24 protein-coding genes are annotated in these 24247 nt (G+C 69.6%); 16 read left to right on the top strand and 8 right to left on the bottom strand.

The features are described from left to right. Positions 1–64: 64 nt before the first annotated feature. Positions 65–640 (top strand): TetR/AcrR family transcriptional regulator, encoded by a 576-nt coding sequence (locus ACFXK0_RS02605; protein ID WP_379407911.1) that lies wholly within the window; start codon positions 65–67, stop codon positions 638–640. Between the two features lie 83 nt (positions 641–723). Further along, positions 724–2202, top strand: coding sequence for a phytoene desaturase family protein (locus ACFXK0_RS02600; RefSeq protein ID WP_379407910.1), 1479 nt, complete (start codon positions 724–726; stop codon positions 2200–2202). Between the two features lie 8 nt (positions 2203–2210). On the opposite strand, the gene ACFXK0_RS02595 is transcribed toward ACFXK0_RS02600, so the two are convergent. From ACFXK0_RS02595 to ACFXK0_RS02560, 8 genes are all read right to left on the bottom strand, one after another. Then, a complete protein-coding gene (locus tag ACFXK0_RS02595) occupies positions 2211–3146 on the bottom strand; it encodes a cation diffusion facilitator family transporter (RefSeq protein WP_379407908.1) in 936 nt (311 codons plus the stop codon). A gap of 167 nt (positions 3147–3313) precedes the next feature. Next, the gene (locus tag ACFXK0_RS02590; RefSeq protein WP_379407907.1) at positions 3314–4228 is read right to left on the bottom strand and encodes a cation diffusion facilitator family transporter; all 915 of its coding nucleotides are present in this window, start codon (positions 4226–4228) and stop codon (positions 3314–3316) included. An 81-nt stretch (positions 4229–4309) separates the two neighbouring features. Next, positions 4310–5530, bottom strand: a complete 1221-nt coding sequence (manA, locus tag ACFXK0_RS02585) for a mannose-6-phosphate isomerase, class I (RefSeq protein WP_379407906.1) — start codon at positions 5528–5530, stop codon at positions 4310–4312. Next, positions 5530–6753, bottom strand: a complete 1224-nt coding sequence (locus ACFXK0_RS02580; RefSeq protein ID WP_379407904.1) for a tobH protein — start codon at positions 6751–6753, stop codon at positions 5530–5532. The genes manA and ACFXK0_RS02580 overlap by 1 nt, the downstream gene beginning before the upstream one ends. Before the next feature lie 127 nt (positions 6754–6880). Then, positions 6881–8260 carry a phosphomannomutase/phosphoglucomutase gene (locus tag ACFXK0_RS02575; protein ID WP_379407903.1) on the bottom strand — a complete coding sequence of 460 codons (1380 nt, stop codon included), beginning with the start codon at positions 8258–8260 and terminating at the stop codon, positions 6881–6883. A gap of 75 nt (positions 8261–8335) precedes the next feature. Beyond that, positions 8336–8704: a DUF3499 domain-containing protein gene (locus ACFXK0_RS02570; protein ID WP_379408071.1), complete on the bottom strand. Its 369-nt coding sequence runs from the start codon at positions 8702–8704 to the stop codon at positions 8336–8338. Between the two features lie 58 nt (positions 8705–8762). Then, positions 8763–9245 (bottom strand): metallopeptidase family protein, encoded by a 483-nt coding sequence (locus ACFXK0_RS02565; RefSeq protein ID WP_201449895.1) that lies wholly within the window; start codon positions 9243–9245, stop codon positions 8763–8765. A gap of 151 nt (positions 9246–9396) precedes the next feature. Then, complete coding sequence (locus ACFXK0_RS02560) at positions 9397–9630, bottom strand: WhiB family transcriptional regulator (RefSeq protein WP_085999665.1); 234 nt, start codon at positions 9628–9630, stop codon at positions 9397–9399. Between the two features lie 500 nt (positions 9631–10130). On the opposite strand from ACFXK0_RS02560, the gene cofD reads away from it, so the two are divergent. The 14 genes from cofD (at position 10131) to ACFXK0_RS02490 (ending at position 24219) form a co-directional block, all read left to right on the top strand. Further along, positions 10131–11117 (top strand): 2-phospho-L-lactate transferase, encoded by a 987-nt coding sequence (gene cofD / locus ACFXK0_RS02555; protein ID WP_379407902.1) that lies wholly within the window; start codon positions 10131–10133, stop codon positions 11115–11117. A 53-nt stretch (positions 11118–11170) separates the two neighbouring features. Beyond that, complete coding sequence (locus tag ACFXK0_RS02550; protein ID WP_379408070.1) at positions 11171–12535, top strand: coenzyme F420-0:L-glutamate ligase; 1365 nt, start codon at positions 11171–11173, stop codon at positions 12533–12535. Between the two features lie 82 nt (positions 12536–12617). Further along, the gene (locus ACFXK0_RS02545) at positions 12618–13139 is read left to right on the top strand and encodes an NUDIX hydrolase (RefSeq protein ID WP_379407900.1); all 522 of its coding nucleotides are present in this window, start codon (positions 12618–12620) and stop codon (positions 13137–13139) included. A 186-nt stretch (positions 13140–13325) separates the two neighbouring features. Next, positions 13326–14561, top strand: coding sequence for an alkane 1-monooxygenase (locus ACFXK0_RS02540; protein ID WP_379407899.1), 1236 nt, complete (start codon positions 13326–13328; stop codon positions 14559–14561). Further along, positions 14558–14731: a rubredoxin gene (locus ACFXK0_RS02535; protein ID WP_110036493.1), complete on the top strand. Its 174-nt coding sequence runs from the start codon at positions 14558–14560 to the stop codon at positions 14729–14731. The genes ACFXK0_RS02540 and ACFXK0_RS02535 overlap by 4 nt, the downstream gene beginning before the upstream one ends. After that, positions 14728–14910, top strand: coding sequence for a rubredoxin (locus ACFXK0_RS02530; protein WP_379407898.1), 183 nt, complete (start codon positions 14728–14730; stop codon positions 14908–14910). The genes ACFXK0_RS02535 and ACFXK0_RS02530 overlap by 4 nt, the downstream gene beginning before the upstream one ends. Beyond that, positions 14907–15566 carry a TetR family transcriptional regulator gene (locus ACFXK0_RS02525; RefSeq protein WP_379407897.1) on the top strand — a complete coding sequence of 220 codons (660 nt, stop codon included), beginning with the start codon at positions 14907–14909 and terminating at the stop codon, positions 15564–15566. The genes ACFXK0_RS02530 and ACFXK0_RS02525 overlap by 4 nt, the downstream gene beginning before the upstream one ends. A gap of 194 nt (positions 15567–15760) precedes the next feature. Continuing rightward, a complete protein-coding gene (locus tag ACFXK0_RS02520) occupies positions 15761–16855 on the top strand; it encodes an alkane 1-monooxygenase (RefSeq protein WP_379407895.1) in 1095 nt (364 codons plus the stop codon). Positions 16856–16935: 80 nt separating this feature from the next. Then, positions 16936–18417: an adenosylhomocysteinase gene (gene ahcY, locus ACFXK0_RS02515; protein WP_379407894.1), complete on the top strand. Its 1482-nt coding sequence runs from the start codon at positions 16936–16938 to the stop codon at positions 18415–18417. A 77-nt stretch (positions 18418–18494) separates the two neighbouring features. Next, entirely contained in the window at positions 18495–19142 is a 648-nt protein-coding gene (locus ACFXK0_RS02510; protein ID WP_379407892.1) for a dTMP kinase, read from the top strand. A gap of 78 nt (positions 19143–19220) precedes the next feature. Continuing rightward, complete coding sequence (gene mtrA, locus ACFXK0_RS02505) at positions 19221–19898, top strand: MtrAB system response regulator MtrA (protein ID WP_067491393.1); 678 nt, start codon at positions 19221–19223, stop codon at positions 19896–19898. 124 nt (positions 19899–20022) lie between these two features. After that, positions 20023–21756: an MtrAB system histidine kinase MtrB gene (gene mtrB, locus ACFXK0_RS02500; protein ID WP_379408069.1), complete on the top strand. Its 1734-nt coding sequence runs from the start codon at positions 20023–20025 to the stop codon at positions 21754–21756. After that, positions 21753–23537, top strand: a complete 1785-nt coding sequence (gene lpqB, locus ACFXK0_RS02495; RefSeq protein WP_379407891.1) for an MtrAB system accessory lipoprotein LpqB — start codon at positions 21753–21755, stop codon at positions 23535–23537. Before mtrB ends, lpqB begins: the two co-directional genes overlap by 4 nt. Before the next feature lie 34 nt (positions 23538–23571). Next, positions 23572–24219: a ComF family protein gene (locus tag ACFXK0_RS02490; protein WP_379407890.1), complete on the top strand. Its 648-nt coding sequence runs from the start codon at positions 23572–23574 to the stop codon at positions 24217–24219. The last annotated feature ends 28 nt before the right edge of the window (positions 24220–24247 follow it).

The following is a 24247-nucleotide window of genomic DNA, read 5'->3' as shown; positions in this document are numbered from 1 at the left end:
GTCGATAATGGCCCCGTTGCCCGCCGAATGCCCAAAGATCTCTAGCGCTGCTAGAATTACGAGCATGAGTACGCAACTGCGCAAGGAACGGGAACGGGCGCAGCGGCGGCAGCGCATCGTCGACGCCGCCCGGGAACTCGCCGAGGCGGACGGGTGGGACGCGGTCACCATCCGCAAGCTCGCCGACAAGATCGAATACAGCCAGCCGGTGCTCTACAGCCACTTCGCCGGCAAGGCCGCCATCGTCGGCGCCGTCGCGCTGGAAGGCTGCGTCGACCTCGCCGAGGAACTGCGCCGCGCCCACGATGCCGCGAGCACGCACCGCGCGGTGATCGAGAACGTCACCCGCGCCTACCTCGACTTCGCCTCGGCCAACCCCGCCCGCTACGACGCCATGTTCGTGCTCACCACCGACCTCACCTTCGGCTTGGACGCACCCCAGCCGCTGCGCGAGGCCTTCGCCTGCCTCGAGGTGATGTTCCGCCCGAACGCCACCGGCGACGAACTCGGCGCGCGCACCGAGGACGCCTGGAGCGCCCTGCACGGCATCGTCACCCTCGACCGGGCAGGCCGGCTGCGGCCCGAATTGCGCGAGCGCCGCATCGAACTACTGGTCGACATGTGGTCGGCGCTGTCCTGAGGGGTGATCCACAACTCCTCGGCGCGGCGGCGGTCCCCGCGTAGGTTGGAGACAGCAGCAGGCGCGATGGCGGAAGGACGGCGATGGCGGAGGTCGTAGTAGTCGGGTCCGGTCCGAACGGCCTGGCCGCCGCGGTGATCGCGGCGCGCGCCGGCCTGTCGGTGCGCGTACTCGAAGCCCAGGAACAGGCGGGCGGCGGCTCGCGTACAGCCGAGCTCACCCTGCCCGGTTTCCATCACGACGTGTGCGCGGGCGCGCACCCGATGGCCCTGGCCTCGCCCTTCTTCCGTGCCTTCGACCTTCCCGCGCACGGCGTCGAACTGCTCGCGCCCACGATCTCCTACGCCCATCCGCTCGACGGTGGCAGCGCCGGACTCGCCTGGCGCAACCTCGAATCCACCGTGGCCGATCTCGGCGTGGACGGCCCGGCCTGGCGCGCGCTGTTCGCCCCACTGGTCGAGCACTGGCCCGAGGTGGTCGAGCTGGCCATGTCGGACCTGCGGCATCCGCCGGTCCGGATCCCGACCGCCGTCCGGTTCGGGCTGCGGCTGCTGGAACAGGGATCCCCGCTGTGGAACAACCGCTTTCGCGAACCGGTCGCGCCCGCCCTGCTCACCGGCGTCGCCACCCACGCCATCACCCAGCCGCGCGCGCTGCCCGCGGTCGGCGCGGGTCTGCTGCTCGGCACGCTCGCGCACGCGGGCGGCTGGGTCATCCCGCGCGGCGGCAGCCAGGCGATCCCGGACGCGCTGATCGCCGAGATCGAACGGCTCGGCGGTGAGGTGATCACCGGCCACCGCGTCGACGAGTTCGCCGAACTCGCCAAGGCCCGCACCGTCCTGTTCGACACCTCGCCCGCAGAGTTCCTCCGGATCGCCGGTGACCGCCTGCCCGCGCGCTACCGGACCGCGCTCGGCCGATTCCGCTACGGCGGGGCCGCCTGCAAGGTCGATTTCGCGCTGTCGGGCCCGGTGCCGTGGACCGCGCGGGGCGCCGAGCTGGCGGGCACCCTGCACCTGGTCGGCACCCGCGAGGAAGCGATGCACGCCGAAAAACAGGTCGCCGCAGGACGATTCGCCGACCGCCCGTACGTGCTGGCCATCCAGCCCGGCGTAGTCGACACCACCAGGGCGCCCGCCGGGCAGCACACCTTCTACACCTACGCCCACGTGCCCAACGGCTCCGGCCGCGATATCAGCGACACCGTGATCGCCCAGGTCGAACGGTTCGCCCCCGGCTTCCGCGAGCTGATCCTGGCCACCCATGTGCGTCCGGCCGCGTTCATGCCCGACCACAACGCCAACTATGTCGGCGGCGACATCTCCGCGGGCGCGATGACCCTGCGACAGACCGCCTTCCGCCCGCTGGCCCGCTGGAACCCCTACGCCACCCCGATCCCCGGCGCCTACCTGTGCTCCTCGTCGACCCCGCCCGGCCCCGGCGTGCACGGCATGGCCGGACTGCACGCCGCCCGGCACATGCTGCGCACCCGCTTCGGCATCGTCACCGACCCCCTCGACCTGCTGCGCGGCGCCGCCCCCGCCTATCGCCGCACCCGCTGACCGGCGAATCAGGAAGGCGCGCCCGCGTTCTCGGGCCGGACGACATCGGGTTCCAGATACACCGCGCACACCACCGGCGCCGCACGCCGGATGCGTCCGCCCGCGGCCTCGACGACCGCGCCCACCTCGGCGATGTCGAGGCCGGGCCGCATCGCGATCTTGGCGTTCACCAGCAGGTCGGTGGGGCCGAGGTACTGGGTCTGCATCCGCACCACCCGCACGATCCGCGCGTCCGCGAGCAGCGCGGCGCGAATCACTGTGTCGTCGGTGGTGGTCGCGCCCTCGCCGATGAGCAGGCTCTTGGTCTCCACGATCAGCACGATCGCGTTGCAGCCGAGCAGCACACCGATGAGCAGGGTGCCGACACCGTCCCAGACCGCATTGCCGGTGAGCATCGTCAGCCCGACCCCGGCCAGCGCGAACACCAGCCCGATCAACGCGCCCGCGTCCTCGAGCAGCACCACCGGCAGTTCCGGATTGCGGGTGTGGCGGATGAAATGCCACCACGACTGCTTGCCCTTCAGCGGCGCCGACTGCTTGCGCGCGGTCCGGAAACTGGCACCCTCCAGCACCATCGAGACCAGCAGGATCACGATCGCGACCGACGGTGAATCGAGCTGCTCGGGGAACCGGATCTTGTGGATCGCCTCGTTCACCGCGAACAGGCAGCCCATCGTGAACAACACCAGCGCCACGACGAACGAATAGAAGTACCGGTTGCGCGAATATCCGAACGGATGCAGCGTGTCCGGCGGCTGATCGGCCCGTTTGCGCCCGAGCAGCAGCAGCGCCTCGTTGCCGGTGTCGGCCACCGAGTGCACCGCCTCGGCCAGCATCGCCGACGAGCCGGTGATGAACGCGCCCACGAACTTCGCGATCATGATGCCGGTATTCGCGCCCAGCGCGGCGAGGATCGCGATCCGGCTGTCTCCACCCTCGGCCATACCGGGCACGCTACCCGCCACGCACCCCTACCCGGGCGGTCCTGATCGTGTGTCGTTCTCGGCCCGCCCGTCGTCTCTGGACTGACCGGAGGGTGCGACGAAGGAGTGCCCGGAGGGAGGGAAGAGACGGCGGTTAAAGGCCGAGAACCGCGGCACCAGCCGCCATGTCACAGCGTTCGGTAGAGATCCGGTTCCAGGTAGATCAGGCGGGCGTTGGGTACCGCGGCGCGCACCCGCATCTCGGCCGCGTCGATCGCCCCGGCGATCCCGGCGATATCCAGGTCAGGCGCGATCGCCACCTTGGCGGCGACCAGCAGCTCCTCCGGGCCGATGTACTCCGACTTCACGTGGATCACCGAGGTGATCAGCGTGCCGTCGACCAGGTTCTCGCGGATGGCGCGGTCCTCGTCCGGTGTGGCGCTCTCGCCGATGAGCAGGCTCTTCATCTCCACGATCAGCACGATCGCGATGATGCCGAGCAGCACACCGATGGCCAGGGTGCCGATGCCGTCGTAGATCGGGTCGTCGGTGAGCACCGTCAGCCCGACCGCGGCGAAGGCGATGAGCAGACCGATCAGCGCGCCGGTGTCCTCGAGCAGCACCACCGGCAGTTCGGGGCTGCGCGAGTTGCGGATGAACCGCCACCAGCTCGCCGAACCCTTGAGCGGCCGGGACTCGCGGACCGCGGTGAGGAAGCTGTAGGTCTCCAGCCCGATCGCGATGGCCAGGATGACGATCGCGACGATCGGCTGACTCAGTTCCTCGGGATGCTGGACCTTGTGGATGCCCTCGTAGATCGCGTACACCGAGCCGAGGGTGAACAGCACCAGGGCCACGACGAAGGAGTAGAAGTAACGGTTGCGCCCGTACCCGAACTGGTGCAGTTCGTCGGCGTCCTTGGCGGCCGCGCGCTGCCCGAACAGCAGCAGACCCTGGTTGGCTGTGTCGGCCACCGAGTGCACCGCCTCGGCCATCATCGACGCCGATCCGGTGATCACCGCACCGACGAACTTCGCCACCGCGATGCCCGCGTTGGCCGTCAACGCGGCGACGATCGCCTTCTTACCACCACCAGCCGACATGTCGCCCGCCCTTCCGCTCTGCTGAACACGTTCGTGCCCCGCAACAGCCTAGGCGGCGCGCGCCGGAATGCGCGCCCCGGCTCAGGGCGCGGTACCCACGCAGGCGCTGAACAGCTGCGCGGGCCCGCGGATCGCGCGAGCGCGGATATCGCTGTCGGCCGCCGAGATCCAGGCCGCGCTGCCGCAGGCGACGGTGAGTATGCGCCCGTCCTGGTACAGCTCGACGGTGCCCGCGGTGCACAGCACGATGCCCGGTCCGGCGTCGGCGAGTTCCACGGGTTCGGCGCCGTCGGCCAGATCGAAACGGCACAGCGCGAATTCGGGGGCAGGGGTGCGGTAGCGCACCGCGCCGTCGGTGCCGGGTTCGGGCTCGATCACCGGCAGGTCGATCGGCTCGAAGTCCAGTACGCGCAACAGTTCCGGCACGTCGACGTGCTTGGGAGTGAGCCCGCCGCGCAGCACATTGTCGGAGTTGGCCATGATCTCCACGCCGACCCCGCGCAGGTAGGCATGCAGATTGCCGGCATCGAGGAACAGCCCCTGGCCGGGTTCGAGGGTCAGCCGGTTGAGCAGCAGCGCGGCGAGCACGCCCGCGTCACCGGGGTAGACCTCGGCCAGTTCCAGCGCGGTGCGTACCTCGGCGGCGAAGGCGCGCGGGCCCGGCGCCGACAGATACCGCACGCAGCCTTCGAGCACCGAGGGCAGCAGGGTGGACAGCGCGGCGGCCGGCAGCGTGATCCAGGTGGTGAACAGCGTGCGCAGCCCGGCCGAATCGGGCTGGGCGGCAAGCAGTTCGGCGTAGACATTGAGGCCGGGCACGTCGAGGCCGCGCAGCAGCTCGACGGTGCGATGGGGGTCGCGGAACCCGGCGAGCGCCTCGAACCGGTCCAGCGCGACGACCAGTTCGGGCTTGTGGCTGTCGTCGCGGTAGTTGCGCATCGGCGAGTCCAGCGGCACCCCGGTGCGGCTCTCCCGCTCGAACCCGGCCTTGGCCTGCGCCGAACTGGGATGCGCCTGCAACGACAGCGGCTCCTCGGCGGCCAGGATCTTCAGCAGGAACGGCAGCCGGGTGCCGTAGGTGTCGGCGACCGGACCGAGCTCGCGGATCGGGTCGGCGGTGACCACCGCGAGCAGCGACTGGTTGCCGTCGGTGGTCTTGATGTGGGCGGGGTCGGCCGGGTGCGCGCCGAACCAGAGTTCGGCCTCGGGATGGGCCGAGGGCACCGGCCTGCCGCACAGCTGAGCGAGCGCGGTGCGCGATCCCCAAGCGTAAGAACGCAGCGCACCAACGAGTTCCTGCACTAGTAGCGTCCCCCGTCGTGGAATCGGTCCGGGTCGGGCGCGGTCGCGCCGCGCGTACCGAGGAGCCGGAGATAGGCCGCGGCCATGTCCAGGCGTAAGGCCAGCACGGCCAGCTGCTCGATCTCGCTGCCGTGTCCGCCGCCGGCGGCGGAAGTGGCCGCGCCGCTGTCCTGGGTGGGGGCCGCGCCGGGCTCGGCGAGCTGGGACTGCAGGACGTCGACATCGGCGTGCACCAGATCGGCGTCGACCAGACCGGCGCCCGCACCGTCGAACACGGCCAGTTTGCGGCGCGCGGCCGCCTGGTCGGGGTGCACGCTCAAGGCCAGTACCCGGACCCGGTCGACCGGCGCGGGCCCGTCGAGTTCCTCGTCGTGGAACAGCGGGTCGAAGCCGGGCGCCGCGGTGCCCGCGGCCTCGGTGAGCCGGCCTGCCGCGGCGACGGCATCGGCCAGGTCGGCGGCCGCGGCGAGCTTGCCCGCCGACTGCAGCAGCACCTCGGCGCCGTGGCCGGCCAGTTCGACGGCAGCGGGGGAGTCACCGGCGAGGACGACGCCGACCCCGTGCATGCGGGCGGCCAGGGTCTTGGCCGGGTTGTGGAAGACCTCGTTGTGCGGGCCGTCGCGCAGCGCCTCCGCGTCGAGCATGTCGGCCAGCGCGCTCAGCTCGGGCGTGGCGGGCACGCTGCGCTGGGCGTCGACCGCGCGCAGGACGGCGATGCCGACGGCGAGGAAGCGCAGCAGCCGGTTGTAGTCGAGCACGGGCACCCGTGGCTCCAGCACGATCGCGCGACCCGCGGCGACCGCGCGCAGCGGTCCCTCGTTGGGCGCGGCGATCACCACTTCGGCGCTGCGGCGCAGCGCGCGGTCCACCGCGTCGATCAGGCGTGGGTCGCCCGCGTCGTCGCCGGCGACCAGCACCACGTCCAGCGGTCCCACCCACGGCGGCAGCGAGGTGACGGGCACGATCGGCAGGCCGGCGCGGTCACCCAAGGTGGCGACCAGCAGCCCGGCGGCCCGCGCGGCCCGCCCCGAGCCGGTGACCAGCACCAGACTGCGCGGCCGCAGATCGCCCAGCCGTTCGGTCAGCGCGGCCTCGGCGACCGCGGCCGCCGTCGCGCGGACCTGCGCACCGCCCGACGCCGCCGACCGCAGCGCACCGCCGGTGTCGGCCGCCTCCAGCGACGCGGCATCGTCGAGGTCGAATACCGGTGTTCCAGCGATCATCGCCGAGTCCACCTCCCCTCATCGCGCCGTCTCGTCTGTGATTCCACTATTGCAGTCAGGCGCGGACGATGGTGAGATTCCCGGGACCGACCATGCGATTCCACCTGTACTGGTTCCATTTTCCCAGTCAGGCGCGAACGATGCTCAGGATCTCGGTCACGATGGCGTTTACTTCGGCCTGCGATCCGGCCTCGACATTGAGCCGAAGCAGCGGTTCGGTATTCGAGGCGCGCAGATTGAACCAGGCGTGCGCGCCCAGATCCACGGTCACCCCGTCGAGCCGGTCCACCGATTCGGTGCGGTCGGCGAAGGCGGCCAGCACCGCCGCGGTGCGCTCGGCGGCGTCGGCGACGGTCGAGTTGATCTCCCCGGAGGCCGCGTAGACGTCGTAGGCGGCCATCAGCTCCGAGACCGGGCGCTGCCCTTCCCCGAGCGCGGCCAGCACGTGCAGCGCGGCCAGCATGCCCGAATCGGCGCCCCAGAAATCGCGGAAGTAGTAGTGCGCGGAGTGCTCGCCGCCGAACACCGCGCCGGTCGAGGCCATCTCCTGCTTGATGAACGAGTGCCCGACGCGGGTGCGCACCGGCTTGCCGCCCAGCTCCTCGACCAGCTCGGGCACCGCGCGCGAGGTGATCAGATTGTGGATGACCGTCGCGCCCGGCTCCTTGGCCAGCTCGCGCTGGGCCACCAGCGCGGTGATCGCCGAGGGCGAGACCGGCTCGCCGCGCTCGTCGACGACGAAGCAGCGGTCGGCGTCGCCGTCGAAGGCCAGGCCGATGTCGGCGCCGCTGCGGCGCACCAGCGCCTGCAGGTCGACCAGGTTCTTCGGGTCGAGCGGGTTGGCCTCGTGGTTGGGGAACGAGCCGTCGAGCTCGAAGTACAGCGGCACGATGGTGACCGGGCCCAGCGTGCCGAGCACGGCGGGCACGGTGTGGCCGCCCATGCCGTTGCCCGCGTCGACCGCGATGGTCAGCGGGCGGATCTCGTCGAGGTTCACCAGCTCGCGCAGGAAGCTCGCGTAGTCGGCGAGCAGGTCGGTGCTGGTCGCGGTGCCGGGTGCGCCGTCGTAGGCGGGCACGCCGGCGACGATCTCGGCGGCGATGGTGGCCAGGCCGGTGTCCTGCCCGACCGGCAGCGCGTTGGCGCGGCACAGCTTGATGCCGTTGTAACGGGCCGGGTTGTGACTGGCGGTGAACATCGCGCCGGGACACCCGAGCCTGCCGGAGGCGAAGTAGAGCTGATCGGTGGAGGCCAGGCCGATGTGCACCACATCGAGGCCCTGGGCCTGCACGCCGTCGGCGAAGGCCTGCGACAGCTCCGGCGACGACTCGCGCATGTCGTGGCCGATCACGATCCTGGTGGCGCCCTCGGCCCGCATCAACCGGGCGAAGGAGGCGCCGACATCGGCGACGAAGCTCGCGTCGATCTGCTCGCCCACCACCCCGCGGACGTCATAAGCCTTGATCACGGCGTTCACGAGTTCGCTGGAGCGCGCGACAGTCGTCATGACACCTAGCCTAAACGGCGTAGTGACCTGATAGTGACCAGGCACCCACCCGAGCGCATTTCGCGCGGACGCCGGCTACGGGTCGGGCAGCACGCGTAGGTGACCGCGGCGGCCGGTGCGGCCGGTGCGTGGGGGAGCGGTCTCGCTGTAGCCCGGCTGGTCGGGGTCGGCGGGGCGGCGGCGCAGGCCGGCTTCGCGGACGGCTTCGGCCAGCGCGGTCAGATCGTCGTCGTCGGGGGTGCTCGAGGAGAACCCGCCTTCGTGGCGGACCAGTTCCCAGCCCTTGGGGGCGGTGATGCGGCAGGCGTGGGTTTCGCACAGATCCCAGGAATGCGGTTCGGCGACGGTGGCCAGTGGTCCGACGACGGCGGTCGAGTCGGAGTACACATACGTCAGCGTCGCTACAGCCGGGTTCTTGCAGCCGGGTCGGCAGCAACGACGCATGGGGATCACGACGTCGAGGTTAACCCTCCGGCCGGTAAAAGGGGATATGGACACGCCCTTATTCGGGTTCCGGATCTATCAGATCGGGGTCGACACCGAGATAGGTGGCGATCTGCTGGACGAGCACTTCGCGCAGCAATTCCACGAGGTCGTCCGGATCGGCGGCGCGCAATTCCAGCGGTTTGCGGAACAGGACGACGCGGGCGCGGGTGGCCGCGCCGTGCCGGTCGACACCGGCGGGAATCAGCCGCGAGAGCGGGACCGGCCCGTCGGCGACCACCTCGTCCGGCCAGGTGACCGAATCAGGATGCAGCGGACGGATTTTCGGCACGTCGTCGACGGCGATATCGAGCTTGGTGAGCCGGTCGTGCCAGCGGGTGTCCAGCGGTGCGAAGGCCTCGAGCACCAGCCGGTCGAATTTCTGCCCCCTGGTGCGCCACGCGGGCACTGTCGGCGGGAGCATGGGACCTCGGACACCACGGCCGCGGCGGGTCACCGATCGTGCGGTGGGTGCCGGGAGATGACGCCGGGAGCGTGCCATCGTCTTGCCGCCTCTCTCGCGTGTACTGGTGGTACCCGCGCCGGCGCCGAAGACCTGCGACGCGACTGCTGGGCGTTCGCCCGGAGACACCGACGTACTGCGCCTGCGTGTGCTCCGGGCCTGGCCTCAGAGTCTACTTTCGAACTATTCGCTAACCGATTCCGCGCTTCAGCCTGCGGCGTTCTCGTTCCGAGAGACCGCCCCAGATTCCGAAGCGTTCGTCGTGCGCCAGTGCGTATTCCAGGCACTGGTCACGTACTTCACAGCCCATGCAGATGCGCTTGGCCTCCCGTGTCGAGCCGCCCTTTTCGGGGAAGAACGCCTCGGGATCGGTTTGAGCGCACAGTGCACGTTCCTGCCACTGCTCTTCGATGGATTCGAACATCTCGTCGAAGCCCGTCACGATCAGGCTCAACCGGGGTGCCGCTACTTCGGTGACTACGTCCGGTTCCTGCCAGCTCGCTTCGGCGCAGACAGCATGAGCTGCGCCTGCTGTGGAATCGGTCGGCGAGACCATGTCTTCTTCGGTCATCGTTCCGCCTCCTCACTATGTGTTAGCGCAGAATGATTCTTTCCGCCGGACGAACTCGAATCCCGACGGCCCAACACCGCGACGTAGTCCCGCGGGCTTCCCCGAACCTGTCATTCGGCGAGCCAACACCCTCTCGCAAACGCCCCCGCGTCATGCCCTCTCGCGGTGACCGGAATGACATGTCTGTGATTAGACACGCCGCACTTGCGCGTGGTCAACCCGCCGTCACCCTTCCGTTACACTCCGGACCTGCCTTTCGTTTTGATCTTGTTATGTGCTGTGGCAAATGACCAGCAACTTCGCTTGTCCTCGCCGCCGGATATCGGTCGGCGCCCACTCACTAGGCTGTGCTCGTGACTGCACAACACGCGGTGCGCGAGCCCAAGATCGCCGTTCTGGTCGGCGGCGTCGGCGGTGCACGGTTCCTCCAGGGTGTCAGGCAGCTGCTGCCCGACGCCGACATCTCCGCTGTCGTCAATGTCGGCGACGACGTGTGGATGCACGGTCTGCGGATCTGTCCCGACCTCGATACCTGCATGTACACCCTCGGTGGCGGCATCGACACCGAGCGCGGCTGGGGCCACGCGAACGAGACCTGGCACGCGAAAGAGGAGCTGGCCGAGTACAACGCCCAGCCCGATTGGTTCGGGCTGGGCGATCGTGACATCGCCACCCACCTCATCCGCACCGAGATGCTGCGCGCCGGATACCCGCTCTCCGCGGTCACCGAGGCGCTGTGCAAGCGGTGGCAGCCGGGCGTCACACTCATCCCGGCGACCGATGATCGCTGCGAAACCCACGTCGTGGTCAGCGATCCCGACAATGCCGGCGAACGTCGCGCGATCCACTTCCAGGAGTGGTGGGTACGGTATCGCGCGGCGCTGCCGACCCATGGATTCGCCTCGATCGGCGCCGAACAGGCCGCTCCGGCCCCGAATGTGACCGAAATCATAAGTGCCGCAGACGCGGTGTTGCTGGCCCCCTCGAACCCCGTCGTGAGCATCGGCGCCATCCTCGCCGTCCCCGGCATCCGGGGCGCGTTGCGCACCACCGAGGCCAAGGTCATCGGGCTCTCGCCGGTGATCGACGGAAAGCCGTTGCGCGGCATGGCCGATGAATGCCTGTCGGTGATCGGCGTGGAATCCACCGCCGAGGCGATCGGCCGCCACTACGGTGCCCGCTCGGCCACCGGCATCCTCGACGGCTGGCTGGTGCACTCCACCGACACCGCCGAGGTGCCCGGCGTCGAGGTGCGCAGTGTGCCGCTGCTGATGACCGATCCCGAGGCGACGGCCGAAATGGCCCGCGCCGCACTGGAACTGGCGGGAGTGAAGGCATGAGCGGTCAGCGGCCGGAGGCGGCAGCGGAGCGTGACCACGCAGGCCGCCCGAGCATGCCGGATGTGCACAGCATGAGTGTGTTGCCTGATCACGCGGCGGGGGAGTTGCGGATTCTGCCGGTCACCGGGTTGCCGGAGTTCCGGCCGGGTGACGATATCGCCGAACATCTTGCGGCACAGGCGCCATGGCTCGCCGACGGTGACGTCGTGGTGGTGACCAGCAAGATCGTGTCCAAGGCCGAGGGGCAGATCGTCACCGCGCCGACCGACCCGGAGGAGCGCGACACCGCCCGGCGAAAGCTCGTCGACTCCGAAGCGGTGCGGGTGCTCGCGCGCAAGGGCCGCACCCTCATCACCGAGAACCGGCTCGGCATCGTGCAGGCCGCCTCCGGTGTCGACGGCTCGAACGTGGCCGAGGGCGAGCTGGTGTTGCTGCCCGCCGATCCGGACGCCAGCGCCAAGGCGCTGCGCGCCGCGCTCGCCGCGAAGCTCGGGGTCGACGTGGCTGTGGTCATCACCGACACCATGGGCCGGGCCTGGCGCAACGGCCAGATCGACGCGGCCATCGGCGCCGCCGGTCTGCGGGTGCTGCACGACTACGCCGGCGCGGTCGACGGGCAGGGCAACGAACTGTTCGTCACCCAGGTGGCGATCGCCGACGAGCTGGCCGCCGCGGCCGACCTGGTCAAGGGCAAGCTCGGCGGGGTCCCGGTGGCGGTGGTGCGCGGGCTGCCGATCGACGACGACGGGTCGAGCGCGGCGGCGCTGCTGCGCGGCGGCATCGACGACCTGTTCTGGCTCGGCACCGCCGAGTCGATCGAGATGGGCCGCAAAGAGGCTGTGCCCCTGCGTCGTTCGGTGCGCGCTTTCGCCGCTGAGCCGGTCGACCCGGAGCGGATCAGGGCAGCTGTCGCGGCAGGCCTGACCGCGCCCGCGCCGCACCACACCCGTCCGGTGCGCTTCGTCTGGCTGCGTGACGCGGACAAGCGCGCCGCGCTGCTCGAAGCGATGGCCGGCAAGTGGCGTGCCGACCTCACCGCCGACGGCCTGGACCCCGAGCGAGTCGAGCGCCGCGTGGCGCGCGGCCGGATCCTGTTCGACGCGCCGGAAGTGATCATCCCGTTCTGCGTGCCCGACGGCGCGCACGACTACCCCGACGCGCGACGGCAGGCCGCCGAGCGGACGATGTTCACCGTCGCGGTCGGCGCGGCCGTGCAGGGCCTGCTGGTGGCACTGGCCGCCGACGGTCTGGGCAGCTGCTGGATCGGTTCGACGATCTTCGCCCCCGAGCTCACCCGCGAGGTCCTCGACCTGCCCGCCGACTGGAACCCCTTGGGCGCCATCGCGATCGGTCATCCACTCGACGAACCCACCCCGCGCACGATGGGTGCGCCCGGCCCTGGCCTGGTGGAGCTGTGAGCACGCGCGACACGGCCCGCCTTGCGCCGGCGCCGGTCCGCGGAGCTGTGCACGCGTGCGATGCGACCGGGCGGGTGGTGCGATGAGTGCCGAATCGCTGCACGCCTCGGCGACCGAACTGCTCACCGCGTGGAAACCCGAGGCGGGCCAGGACCGTTCGCTGCGTGAGGCGATGCTCGCCTTCCTCGGCTCGGCCCCGATGGGCTGTCTGCGCGAACACGCGCCCGGCCACATCACCGCCTCGGCCATCGTCTTCTCGCACGATCGGCGTGAAGTGCTGTTGACACTGCACCCGCGCGTCGGGCGCTGGATCCAGCTGGGCGGGCACTGCGAGCCGGGCGACGAGTCGGTCGCCGACGCCGCGCTGCGCGAAGCGGTGGAGGAGTCCGGCATCGCCGATCTCGAGCTGCGGCCCGGGCTCTACGGCGCGCAGGCGCATCCGATCACCTGCTCGCTCGGGGTGCCGACCCGGCATCTGGACCTGCTGTTCGAGATCGTCGCACCGCCCGGCGCGGTCCCCGTCCGCAGTGCCGAATCGACGGATCTGCGCTGGTGGCCGGTGGATGGGCTACCGGCCGGCGCCGACGTCTTGCTCGTTTCGTAACCAGCCGCTGACCGGCACCGGAAGACGGTCGCGCCCACCCGGGCGCGACCGTCTTTTCGTTATCCCACCGTTGCATCTTTACAAATCCGGAAATTTGTCTAGACGCCGGACAATTCAGGACATATCGTCTGTGACAGAGAGTAACGCACATCACAGCTGTGAGATGTGCCTCAGAAGGAGACGACGATGTCGACCGATGCCAACGCGTCCGAGCAGCGGGTCGCGCCGCCGCAGTGGCGCGACTCCAAGCGCTATCTCTGGCTGTGGGGCCTGTTCGCCCCGACCGGCCTGTTCACGATCGCGATCCCACTCATCTGGGGTCTCAACCAGCTCGGCTGGCATCGCCTGGCCGAAGTGCCGTTCTGGCTCGGCCCGGTGCTGGTCTACCTGGTGATCCCGGTCGCCGACCTGTTCTTCGGCCCCGACGGCGACAACCCGCCCGACGAGGTGATGGAGTACCTGGAGAACGACAAGTACTACCGCTACCTGACCTACCTGTACCTGCCGTTCCAGTACGCCTCGCTGATCTTCGCCTGCTACATCATCACCGCCGACAACCTGCACTGGCTCGGCTTCCCCGGCGGGGCGAACGTGGTCGACAAGATCGGCATCGCGATCAGCGTGGGGATGATCGGCGGCATCGGCATCAACACCGCGCACGAACTCGGCCACAAGAAGGTCGAGCTGGAGCGCTGGCTCTCGCGCGTCGCGCTGGCCCAGTCCTTCTACGGCCACTTCTACATCGAGCACAACCGCGGCCATCACGTCCGCGTCGCCACACCGGAGGACCCGGCCAGTTCCCGTCTCGGCGAGACCTTCTGGGCGTTCTGGCCGCGCACCGTCTGGGGCAGCCTGCGCTCGGCCTGGCATCTGGAGAAAGAACGGCTGGCCCGGCTCGACAAGAGCCCGTGGACACTGCGCAACGACGTGCTCAACGCCTGGGCGATGTCGGTGGTGCTGTGGCTGGGCCTGATCGCGGTGTTCGGCATCGAGGTGCTGCCGTATCTGATCCTGCAGGCGGTGGTCGGCTTCAGCCTGCTGGAATCGGTGAACTACCTCGAGCACTACGGCCTGGTCCGGCAGAAGACGCCCAGCGGACGCTACGAGCGGCCCGCGCCGACGCACAGCTGGAACAGCGACCACATCGTCACCAACATCTTCCTCTACCACCTGCAGCGCCACAGCGACCATCACGCCTACCCGACCCGGCGCTACCAGACCCTGCGCAGCTGGGACGGCGCGCCCAACCTGCCCAGCGGCTACGCCAGCATGATCCTGATCGGCTACTTCCCGCCCATCTGGCGGCGGGTGATGGACAAGCGCGTGCTCGCCCACTACGACGGCGATGTCACCCGCGCCAATATCGAGCCCAAGCGCCGGGCGAAGGTGCTGGCGCGGTACGGAACGGAGGAGCAGCCGTGAGTGCGTTCAGGTGTCCCGTCTGTGATTATGTCTACGACGAGACGAAAGGAGCCCCGCGGGAGGGATTTCCGGCGGGCACGCCGTGGGCTTCGGTGCCCGACGACTGGTGCTGCCCGGACTGCGGGGTGCGGGAGAAGATCGACTTCGAGGCAGTAGGAGTTTCGCGGTGACCGAATACAAGCTCTACCAGTGTGCCCAGTGCGGATTCGAATACGACGAGGCACAGGGCTGGCCCGACGACGGCATCGCGCCGGGCACCCGCTGGGACGACATCCCCGACGACTGGACCTGCCCGGACTGCGGTGCCGCCAAGTCGGACTTCTTCATGGTCGAGATCGAACGTTCGTGAGTGTGGCGGGGACGCCGCGGACGGGTCAGCGCATCCCGTACCAGGAGGCGGCACGCGAACTGCTGCGCACCTCGGTACTGGACGGGATGCGCGAACTGCTCACCGAACGGGACTGGTCCAAGATCACCCTCGGTGACGTCGCGGCGCGGGCCGGAGTCAGCAGGCAGACGCTCTACAACGAGTTCGGCTCGCGCTCCGGCCTGTCCCAGGCCTACGCCATGCGACTGGCCGACGAACTGGTCGACCATGTCCGTGAGGCCCTCGACGCCAATATCGGTGACGCCCGCGCCGCCATCCGGGTCGGGATGACCGGCTTCTTCCTGGCCGCCGCGGCCGACCCGCTGGTCCGCTCGCTGCTGGGCGGGGAGATGAAACCGGACCTGCTGCGCCTGATCACCCTCGACGCGGGCCCGCTGCTCGAACACGCCACCGCGCGACTGGCCGGGATCTTCCAGCACAGCTGGGTCGACGCCACCGACGACGAGAGCGATGTGCTGGCCCACGCGCTGGTGCGGCTCGCGCTCAGCTACATCCCGAACCCGCCGGTGCCCGAGCGCGACGCCCCCGCGGAGATGAGCGCGTTGCTCAGCCCATATGTCGAGGCGATCGTGCAGGTACGGGGAATGCGCGACCCAAGTGGTGAACGGGATCACTGAGACATCTCATGAGCTCTGATTCGCCACTGTGTAACCATCACCACGTTTGCGAAGCTGCCGCTGTGTAACGCGCCTACGGTCTGTCAGTATTTCACTCGGTCGGCGAATGGTCTTTTTACAGCGGAGCGTGTGTGCAAACGGTTGGCAAACCGGGGGGTTTCCGAGATCCCAAACGGTATCTCTGGGCGCTGGGGTTGATCGCCCCGGCGACCGCGCTGCTGCCTTCCCAGCTCGTGTACCGCACCGGCGCCGAGGTGTTCTGGTGGATCGGCCCGGTCATCGTGCTCATCGCCATTCCGGTGCTGGACTGGATCGTCGGCGAGGACGGCAACAATCCGCGCGACGAGGACTACGAGGCACTGTCCAACGACCGGTACTACCGGTGGTGCACCTACCTGTTCCTGCCGGTCCAGCTGCTCGGGCTCGGCATCGCCTGCGCGATGTGGGCCGGTGACGATCTCGACGTCGTCGACAAGCTCGGGCTGGCCGCCACGGTCGGCTTCGTCAGCGGCATCGGCATCAACGCGGCCCACGAATTGGGCCACCGGGTGGAACGTGCTGAAAGATTGCTGTCGAAGATCGCGCTCGCCCAGTCGGGGTACGGGCACTTCTTCGTCGAACACAATCGCGGCCATCACGCGCGGGTCGCCACGCCCGAGGATCCGGCCAGTGCCCGGCTCGGCGAGTCGCTGTGGGAGTTCTTGCCGCGCAGTGTGATCGGTGGCTTCTCCTCGGCGCTGTACCTCGAGCGCGCGCGCCTGCACCGGCAGGGTCGCGGCTGGTGGAGCACCCGCAACAACATCCTGCAGGCCTGGGCGATGAGCGCGGTGCTGTTCGGTTCGCTGATCCTGGCCTTCGGGCCATCGATCGTGCCGTGGCTGGCGCTGCAGGCGGTCATCGGCTTCTCGCTGCTCGAAGCCGTCAACTACGTCGAGCACTACGGACTGCTGCGCGCGCGCAAGCCCAACGGCCGCTACGAGCGCTGCTCCCCGCGCGACAGCTGGAACTCCGATCGCCTGGTCACCAACATCTTCCTGTTCCATCTGCAGCGCCACAGCGACCACCACGCCAACCCCGGCCGCCGCTATCAGACGCTGCGCAGCAGCAGCGAATCACCGCAGCTGCCGGCCGGCTACGCCACCATGATCCTGCTCGCCGCCGTCCCGCCGCTGTGGCGGGCCGTGATGGATCCCCGGGTGGCCGCCCACTACGGTGGCGACCTGACCCTGGCCAATGTCGCGCCCGCCAAGCCGCGACGTTTGCTGGCCCGAAACCGCGCCGCGGCCTGAGCCGCGGCCACCGACGACCGGGGAACGAGCGCGCCCACAGACGGTAGCCTTGCCTCGGTACTCACAACCAGGAGAGGCTGATGACGACCTCAGAACTTCCCGCGCGCACCGAGCTCACCGCTGACGTCCGCAACGGCATCGATTACAAGGTGGCAGATCTCTCGCTGGCCGAATTCGGCCGCAAGGAGATCCGCCTCGCCGAGCACGAGATGCCCGGCCTGATGGCGCTGCGCCGCGAATACCACGAGGTGCAGCCGCTGAAGGGCGCGCGCATCTCCGGATCGCTGCACATGACGGTGCAGACCGCCGTCCTGATCGAAACCCTCGTCGCCCTCGGCGCCGAGGTGCGCTGGGCTTCGTGCAACATCTTCTCCACCCAGGACCACGCCGCGGCCGCCATCGTCGTCGGGCCCCACGGCACGGTCGACGAGCCCAAGGGCACCCCCGTCTTCGCCTGGAAGGGCGAGACGCTGGAGGAGTACTGGTGGGCGGCCGAGCAGATGCTCACCTGGCCGAACGAGCCGGCCAACATGATCCTCGACGACGGTGGCGACGCGACCATGCTCGTACTGCGCGGCGCCCAGTTCGAGAAGGCCGGCGTCGTGCCGCCCGAGGACGACGACCACTCGGCCGAGTACAAGGTGTTCCTCAACCTGCTGCGCGAGAGCCTCGAGGCCGACAAGACCAAGTGGAGCGTCATCGCCGACTCGGTCCAGGGCGTCACCGAGGAGACCACCACCGGCGTGCTGCGGCTCTACCAGTTCGCCGCCGCGGGTGAGCTGGTGTTCCCGGCGATCAACGTCAACGACTCGGTCACCAAGTCGAAGTTCGACAACAAGTACGGCACCCGCCACTCGCTGATCGACGGCATCAACCGGGGCACCGACGTGCTCATCGGCGGCAAGAAGGTGCTGATCTGCGGTTACGGCGATGTCGGCAAGGGCTGCGCGGAGTCCCTCGCCGGCCAGGGCGCGCGCGTGCAGGTCACCGAGATCGACCCGATCAACGCGCTGCAGGCGCTGATGGACGGCTACGACGTGGTCACCGTCGAGCAGGCGATCGGCCAGGCCGACATCGTCATCACCTCGACCGGCAACAAGGACATCATCACCCTCGAGCACATGAAGGCGATGAAGGACCAGGCCATCCTCGGCAACATCGGTCACTTCGACAACGAGATCGACATGGCCGCCCTGGAGCGCTGCGGCGCCACCCGCCTCGAGATCAAGCCGCAGGTCGACCTGTGGACCTTCGACTCGGGCAAGGCCATCATCGTGCTGTCGGAGGGCCGCCTGCTGAACCTGGGCAACGCCACCGGCCACCCCTCGTTCGTCATGTCGAACAGCTTCTCCAACCAGGTCATCGCGCAGATCGAACTGTGGACCAAGCCGGAGCAGTACGACAACGAGGTCTACCGCCTGCCCAAGCACCTCGACGAGAAGGTCGCGCGCATCCACGTCGAGGCACTCGGCGGCACGCTGACCAAGCTCACCAAGGACCAGGCCGAGTACATCGGCGTGGACGTGGAGGGCCCGTACAAGCCGGAGCACTACCGCTACTGAGTGCCCCGAACGGCGGTGGCCCCGTCGACCTCCGGGTCGGCGGGGCCCGGTCGTCCAGGGCGGGTAATCTGCTGCGCATGGGCGTATTGATTGCGGTCGAGGGCCTCGACGGCGCCGGTAAACGGACGCTGATCGACGGCCTGATCGCCGAACTGCGGGGGAAGGGTCTGCGGGCGGGCAGCCTGGCGTTTCCGCAGTACGGCCGGTCCGTGCACGCCGACCTGGCGGCCGAGGCCCTGCGCGGCGGCAACGGCGACCTGGCCGGCTCGATCAACGCCATGGCCATCCTGTTCGCGCTCGACCGCTCGGCGGCCTCGGCGGAGCTGTCGAACCTGTTGGATGCCAACGACATCGTCGTCCTGGACCGCTGGGTCGCCTCCAACGCCGCCTATTCGGCCGCGCGCGCCGAACAGGACGCCGACGGTGAAATCGTCTCCTGGGTCGGTGATCTGGAGTTCGGCAGGCTGGCCCTGCCGCCCGCGGACCTGACCGTGCTGCTCGACGTGCCCACCGAGGTCGCCGCCGAACGTGCCCGCCGCCGTGGCGAACTCGACGGCACCCGCGCCCTGGATGCCTACGAACGCGACGGCGGTCTGCAGCAGCGCACCGGCGCGGTCTATCGTGAGCTGGCCGACCGGGATTGGTACGGCCGATGGTGGACATACCGATCCGATGACGACAGGCCCGCGCTACTCACCCTCTGCACGGAAATCTTTGCCGGATAAGGTTGGATACGGCGACGGGTTCACACCATTAATGGCGTGGCGGCCCGATCCTGGCCTGGGAGATGACAACATAGGACTATGAAGCCCAAGATTCTGGTCGTCGACGACGATATGGCACTCGCTGAGATGCTGACCATCGTCTTGCGCGGGGAAGGGTTCGACCCGCACGTGGTCGGCGACGGCACGCAGGCCCTGTCGGCGGTGCGGGAGATCCGCCCCGACCTGGTATTGCTGGACCTGATGCTGCCCGGCATGAACGGCATCGACGTATGCCGCGTGCTACGGGCCGATTCCGGCGTTCCGATCGTGATGCTCACCGCCAAGACCGACACGGTCGACGTGGTGCTCGGTCTGGAGTCCGGCGCCGACGATTACATCGTCAAACCGTTCAAACCGAAGGAACTCGTCGCCCGCGTGCGCGCGCGGCTGCGCCGCACCGAGGACGAGCCCGCCGAGCTGCTCTCCATCGCCGACATCGTCATCGACGTGCCCGCGCACAAGGTGACCCGCGGCGGCACGCAGATCTCGCTCACCCCGCTGGAGTTCGACCTGCTGGTGGCACTGGCGCGCAAGCCGCGTCAGGTGTTCACCCGCGAGGTCCTGCTCGAGCAGGTGTGGGGCTACCGGCACGCCGCCGACACCCGCCTGGTGAACGTGCACGTGCAGCGACTACGCGCCAAGGTCGAGAAAGACCCCGAGAACCCGGAGATCGTGCTGACCGTCCGCGGTGTCGGCTACAAGGCCGGACCGCCGTGATCGGTCGCTGCGAGGCGCCGCGGTGACCGACAGTGCACAGGAGCGCCTACCAGCAGACGATGCCGCGCCGGGCGGACGTGGACAGTCCGCCGTAGCGCAGGTACGGCAGTGGGTGGCCCCGGTGCTGGACTGGTTCCAGACCATCGGGACCGCCCTCGGTCATCTGTGGCGCCGTTCGCTGCAGTTGCGGGTCATCGTGTCCACGTTGACGCTGTCGCTCATCGTCATCACGATCCTCGGGGTCGTGCTCACCGGTCAGATCACCGACCGGCTCCTCGAAGCCAAGATCAACGCGGCGGTCGAGGAGATGGATCGTGCCCGCAGCACGATCGAACACCTGCTCACCGGCGCGAACGACGCGAACAGCCAGCAGCAAGAGCTCGCCGACGCGCGCGCGGCGCTGTCCACCCGCGGCGGCACCGGTCAGTCCACCGGCGCGGCGGGCAGCTTCGTCTCGGCGCTGGCGATGGTCGGCGGCACCCCGCCGCAGGAGATCACCGCGGGCCCGATCTCGGAGGTGCCGCAGGAACTGCGCCGCTTCGTCCAGCGCAGCCAGGTCTCCTACCAGTTCACCACCGTCGCCGACCCCGACGGCTACCGCGGTCGCGCGCTGATCATCGGCAGCCCCAGCGCCGAGGTGGCGACCCTGGAGATCTACCTGATCTTCCCGCTGGCCAGCGAGGAATCGAGCCTGTCGCTGATGCGCGGCACGATGCTCATCGGCGGTGTGGTGCTGCTGGTACTGCTGGCCGCGATCACCGCCCTGGTGACCAGACAGGTGGTGCTGCCGATCCGGTCGGCGGCGCGGATCGCCGGCCGCTTCGCCGACGGCAGGCTCAAGGAACGCATGCTGGTGCGCGGCGAGGACGACATGGCCCGGCTCGCGCAGGCGTTCAACGAGATGGCCGAGAGCCTGTCCAAACAGATCACCCAGCTCGAGGAATTCGGCAATCTGCAACGCCGGTTCACCTCCGATGTCAGCCACGCGCTGCGCACCCCGCTGACCACGGTGCGGATGGCCGCCGACCTCATCCACGGCTCCAGCGACGATCTCGATCCGGCGCTGGCCCGCAGCTCGGAACTGCTGGTCAACGAGCTCGACCGGTTCGAGGGCCTGCTCAACGACCTGCTCGAGATCTCCCGCCACGACGCCGGTGTGGCCGAGTTGCAGGTGGAATCGCTCGATGTGCGGATGTGCGCGCGGGCCGCGATCTCCACGGTGCGGCACCTGGCCAAGGACGCCGGGGTCGAGGTCGTCATCGACCTGCCCGATGACCCGATCGTCGCCGAGGTCGACCCGCGCCGGGTCGAACGCGTGCTGCGCAATCTGCTCGCCAACGCCATCGACCACAGCGAGGGCAAACCGGTGCTCATCCGGATGCGCGGTGACAGCGACGCCAACGCGGTCGCGACGGTGGTGCGCGATCAGGGCGTCGGCCTGCGGCCTGGCGAGGAGAAGATGGTGTTCAACCGCTTCTGGCGCTCGGACCCCTCCCGGGTGCGCCGTTCCGGTGGCACCGGCCTCGGCCTGTCGATCAGCGTCGAGGACGCCAACCTGCACGAGGGCAGGCTGGAGGCCTGGGGTGACCCCGGCGTCGGTGCCAGCTTCCGGCTGCTGTTGCCGATGGTGCGCGGACGTAAACTCGGGCAGAGCCCGCTCGCGCTGGAACCCATGCTGCGCAAGGTCCCGGCCCTGCCCGAGCCCGCCGACACCGACGCACCCGTTCTCGATCCGGCCGCCCAGGACACCGGCGAGCAGGCCGCCCCGGCGAGCGAAGCGCCCGCCGCGGGGACCGGCGCCGACACCGGCGCCGCCGACCAGCCGACCTCGACCGAGACCGGAGACCGACAGACATGACGATGGCGCGTGGTGTGTTCGCGGCCGCCCTGGCCGGGCTGCTGATCCTCACCGGGTGCGCCAGCCTGCCGGAGTCCTCCGCGCCGCAGGCCCTCGGCACGATCAACCGGGCCCCGACCTCGGTGGGGCCGCAGCCGCCCGTACCGGGGCGCGACCCCGATCTGCTGGTCGGCGATTTCCTCACCGCCAGCGCCGACCCCGCCAACCGGCACGCGGCCGCGCGCCAGTACCTGACCAGCGAGACGGCGGCCGAATGGAACGCCGAGGCGAGCATCACCATCGTCGAACGGCCCGACACCCTGCGCGAGTCGCGCTCCAGCGACACGGCCAGCTATGTCGTGCGCAGCCGTAAGGTCGGCGAACTCTATGCCGATGGCACCTATCGCGCGGTCGACGGCACACTCGAGAACAAGATCGAGATGAGCAAGGTCGACGGCGAGTGGCGCATCACCGATCTGCCCGACGGCGTGGTGATGGACGTGAACTCCTTCGACAAGTCCTACCACCGCTATGTCCTGAACTACATCGACCCGGGGAGTTCGGTGCTGGTGCCGGACCCGCGCTGGATCTCGTCCTCGCGCGCGGAGCTCACCGGCCGGCTGATCGGCCTGCTCGGGGCGGGCCCGGAGGCCACGATCGCCCCGGTGGTCCGCAACCTGCTCGCCGCACCGGTCACGGTGAACGGCCCGATCGTCAAGGCCAGCAACGAACCCGGTGAGGCGGGGGTAGGCATCGGCGGGGTGCGCATCGACTTCGCCGGGGTCGGCAATCTGGGCCAGCGCGAGCGCGAACTGTTCGCCGCCCAGGTGGTGCTGACGCTGGCCGGCGCCGACATCCTCGGACCGTATGTGCTGCTGGCCGACGGCAAGCCGCTCGACGAGCGCTTCGCCAACGGCTGGGCGGTCGCCGATGTCGACCAGTTCAGCGCGAGCGCGCCGGGGCAGAACCGGGTCGGGCTGCACGCGCTGCGTGACGGGACCCTGGTCCAGGTGACACCGGACGGCATCGTCACCCCGAGCGGTTCCTTCGGCGAGGCGACCAATCTGCAGTCGGTCGGGATCTCCGCCGACGGCCAGTTCGTCGCCGCCGTCGCCGACACCGGCAGACCTGAGCCGGAACCCGGCCGGACCCTGCTGATCGGAAACTACGGTGCCAAGGCGTTCGCGGTGGCCGAGGGCGCGAGTATCGCGCGCCCGTCCTGGACCGCCGACGGCGGCGCGGCCTGGACCGTGCTCGACGGGGAACGGGTCATCCGGGCGGTCACCGATCGCGCCACCGGCAATGTCTCGGTGGAGGACGTCGACATCAGCGGCCTGCTCGCCGGCACCGGAACGCCACGCATGCCGATCGGTGAGATCGCGGTCTCGCGGACCGGGGTGCGGGCGGCGGTGATCGCCGACGGGAAGGTCTACGTGGCGGTGATCGAACGGCGCCCCGACGGCAAGTACGCACTCACCTCGCCGGTGCCGGTGGCCGTCGGCCTGAGCAGCCGCGCGGTCTCGCTGAGCTGGGTCACCGGCGACACCCTGATGGTGGCCCGCGAGGGCAATGTCGACCCGGTCCTCACCGTTTCCATCGACGGCTCCCAGCTCACGGCGGTGACGCCGCAGAACCTGACGCCGCCGGTCCGGGTGGTGACCGCGGCGCCGGCCACCCAGTACGTGGCCGATTCGCGCGCGGTGCTGCAACTGCAGACCGCCGACCCCTCGGGCAACGACCGCTTCTGGCGGGAGGTGCCCGGACTCACCGGGGACAGCGTCGTGCCGGTCCTGCCCGGCTGAAACCTGTCGGACCCCATCGCCATACTCACTCGTTATGAGGCGGGTGCTGCTCGATCTGGTGTTGCCGGTGTGCTGCGGCGGGTGCGGCGTGGCCGGGCCCGCGTGGTGCGCGGACTGTGCCGCCGCGCTGGGCCGCGATCCGGTCCGGGTGCGGCCGCGGGCCGATCCCGGCGTGCCGTGCTGGGCCCTCGGTCCCTACGCGGGTCCTGGCCGGCGCGCGGTCCTGGCCGCCAAGGAGCGCGGCCGCCGCGACCTGGCCGCACCACTGGGCCTCGCGCTCGCGCGCGCCCTGGTGCGTTTACGGGCACCGGACCGGCCCCTGCTGCTCGTGCCCGCCCCCACCCGAGCCGCCGCCGCCCGGCGCCGCGGCGGCGATCCGGTGGCCGGCGCGACGGCGGCCGCGGCCGGTTGGCTCGGCGATTGCCGGAGCGTGCCGCTGCTGCGGATGCGGCGCGGCGTGCGCGATTCGGTCGGGTTGACGCCGGATGAGCGAGCACACAATCTGCGCGACAAGATCATGGCCGTTGCGGTACCGCTCCCGCAGCGCCCGATCGCGGCGAATGCCGAGGTAGTCCTGGTCGACGATGTGCTGACGACCGGGGCCACCGCGCGCGAGTCGGTGCGTGTTCTTGGCCGGATCGGCGTAGTTCCCCGTGCCGTTTTGGTGACCTGTGCGGCTTGACGCGGCGAAATTTGCGTGAACAGTGGCG

It is taken from the genome of Nocardia sp. NPDC059177 (assembly GCF_042755165.1).
In the GTDB taxonomy this organism is placed as follows: Bacteria; Actinomycetota; Actinomycetes; order Mycobacteriales; family Mycobacteriaceae; genus Nocardia.
Note: the sequence above shows the minus strand (reverse complement) of the source record. Positions and strands in the feature narration are given on the sequence as shown.

Excerpts from the sequence above, each read along its gene's own strand:
- ACFXK0_RS02605 (WP_379407911.1), top strand. The coding sequence starts at position 65 with ATGAGTACGCAACTGCGCAAGGAACGGGAACGGGCGCAGCGGCGGCAG.
- ACFXK0_RS02600 (WP_379407910.1), top strand. The coding sequence starts at position 724 with ATGGCGGAGGTCGTAGTAGTCGGGTCCGGTCCGAACGGCCTGGCCGCC.
- ACFXK0_RS02595 (WP_379407908.1), bottom strand. The coding sequence starts at position 3,146 with ATGGCCGAGGGTGGAGACAGCCGGATCGCGATCCTCGCCGCGCTGGGC.
- ACFXK0_RS02590 (WP_379407907.1), bottom strand. The coding sequence starts at position 4,228 with ATGTCGGCTGGTGGTGGTAAGAAGGCGATCGTCGCCGCGTTGACGGCC.
- ACFXK0_RS02580 (WP_379407904.1), bottom strand. The coding sequence starts at position 6,753 with ATGATCGCTGGAACACCGGTATTCGACCTCGACGATGCCGCGTCGCTG.
- ACFXK0_RS02575 (WP_379407903.1), bottom strand. The coding sequence starts at position 8,260 with ATGACGACTGTCGCGCGCTCCAGCGAACTCGTGAACGCCGTGATCAAG.
- ACFXK0_RS02570 (WP_379408071.1), bottom strand. The coding sequence starts at position 8,704 with ATGCGTCGTTGCTGCCGACCCGGCTGCAAGAACCCGGCTGTAGCGACG.
- ACFXK0_RS02565 (WP_201449895.1), bottom strand. The coding sequence starts at position 9,245 with ATGGCACGCTCCCGGCGTCATCTCCCGGCACCCACCGCACGATCGGTG.
- ACFXK0_RS02560 (WP_085999665.1), bottom strand. The coding sequence starts at position 9,630 with ATGTTCGAATCCATCGAAGAGCAGTGGCAGGAACGTGCACTGTGCGCT.
- ACFXK0_RS02550 (WP_379408070.1), top strand. The coding sequence starts at position 11,171 with ATGCCGGATGTGCACAGCATGAGTGTGTTGCCTGATCACGCGGCGGGG.
- ACFXK0_RS02545 (WP_379407900.1), top strand. The coding sequence starts at position 12,618 with ATGAGTGCCGAATCGCTGCACGCCTCGGCGACCGAACTGCTCACCGCG.
- ACFXK0_RS02540 (WP_379407899.1), top strand. The coding sequence starts at position 13,326 with ATGTCGACCGATGCCAACGCGTCCGAGCAGCGGGTCGCGCCGCCGCAG.
- ahcY (WP_379407894.1), top strand. The coding sequence starts at position 16,936 with ATGACGACCTCAGAACTTCCCGCGCGCACCGAGCTCACCGCTGACGTC.
- ACFXK0_RS02510 (WP_379407892.1), top strand. The coding sequence starts at position 18,495 with ATGGGCGTATTGATTGCGGTCGAGGGCCTCGACGGCGCCGGTAAACGG.
- mtrA (WP_067491393.1), top strand. The coding sequence starts at position 19,221 with ATGAAGCCCAAGATTCTGGTCGTCGACGACGATATGGCACTCGCTGAG.
- lpqB (WP_379407891.1), top strand. The coding sequence starts at position 21,753 with ATGACGATGGCGCGTGGTGTGTTCGCGGCCGCCCTGGCCGGGCTGCTG.
- ACFXK0_RS02490 (WP_379407890.1), top strand. The coding sequence starts at position 23,572 with ATGAGGCGGGTGCTGCTCGATCTGGTGTTGCCGGTGTGCTGCGGCGGG.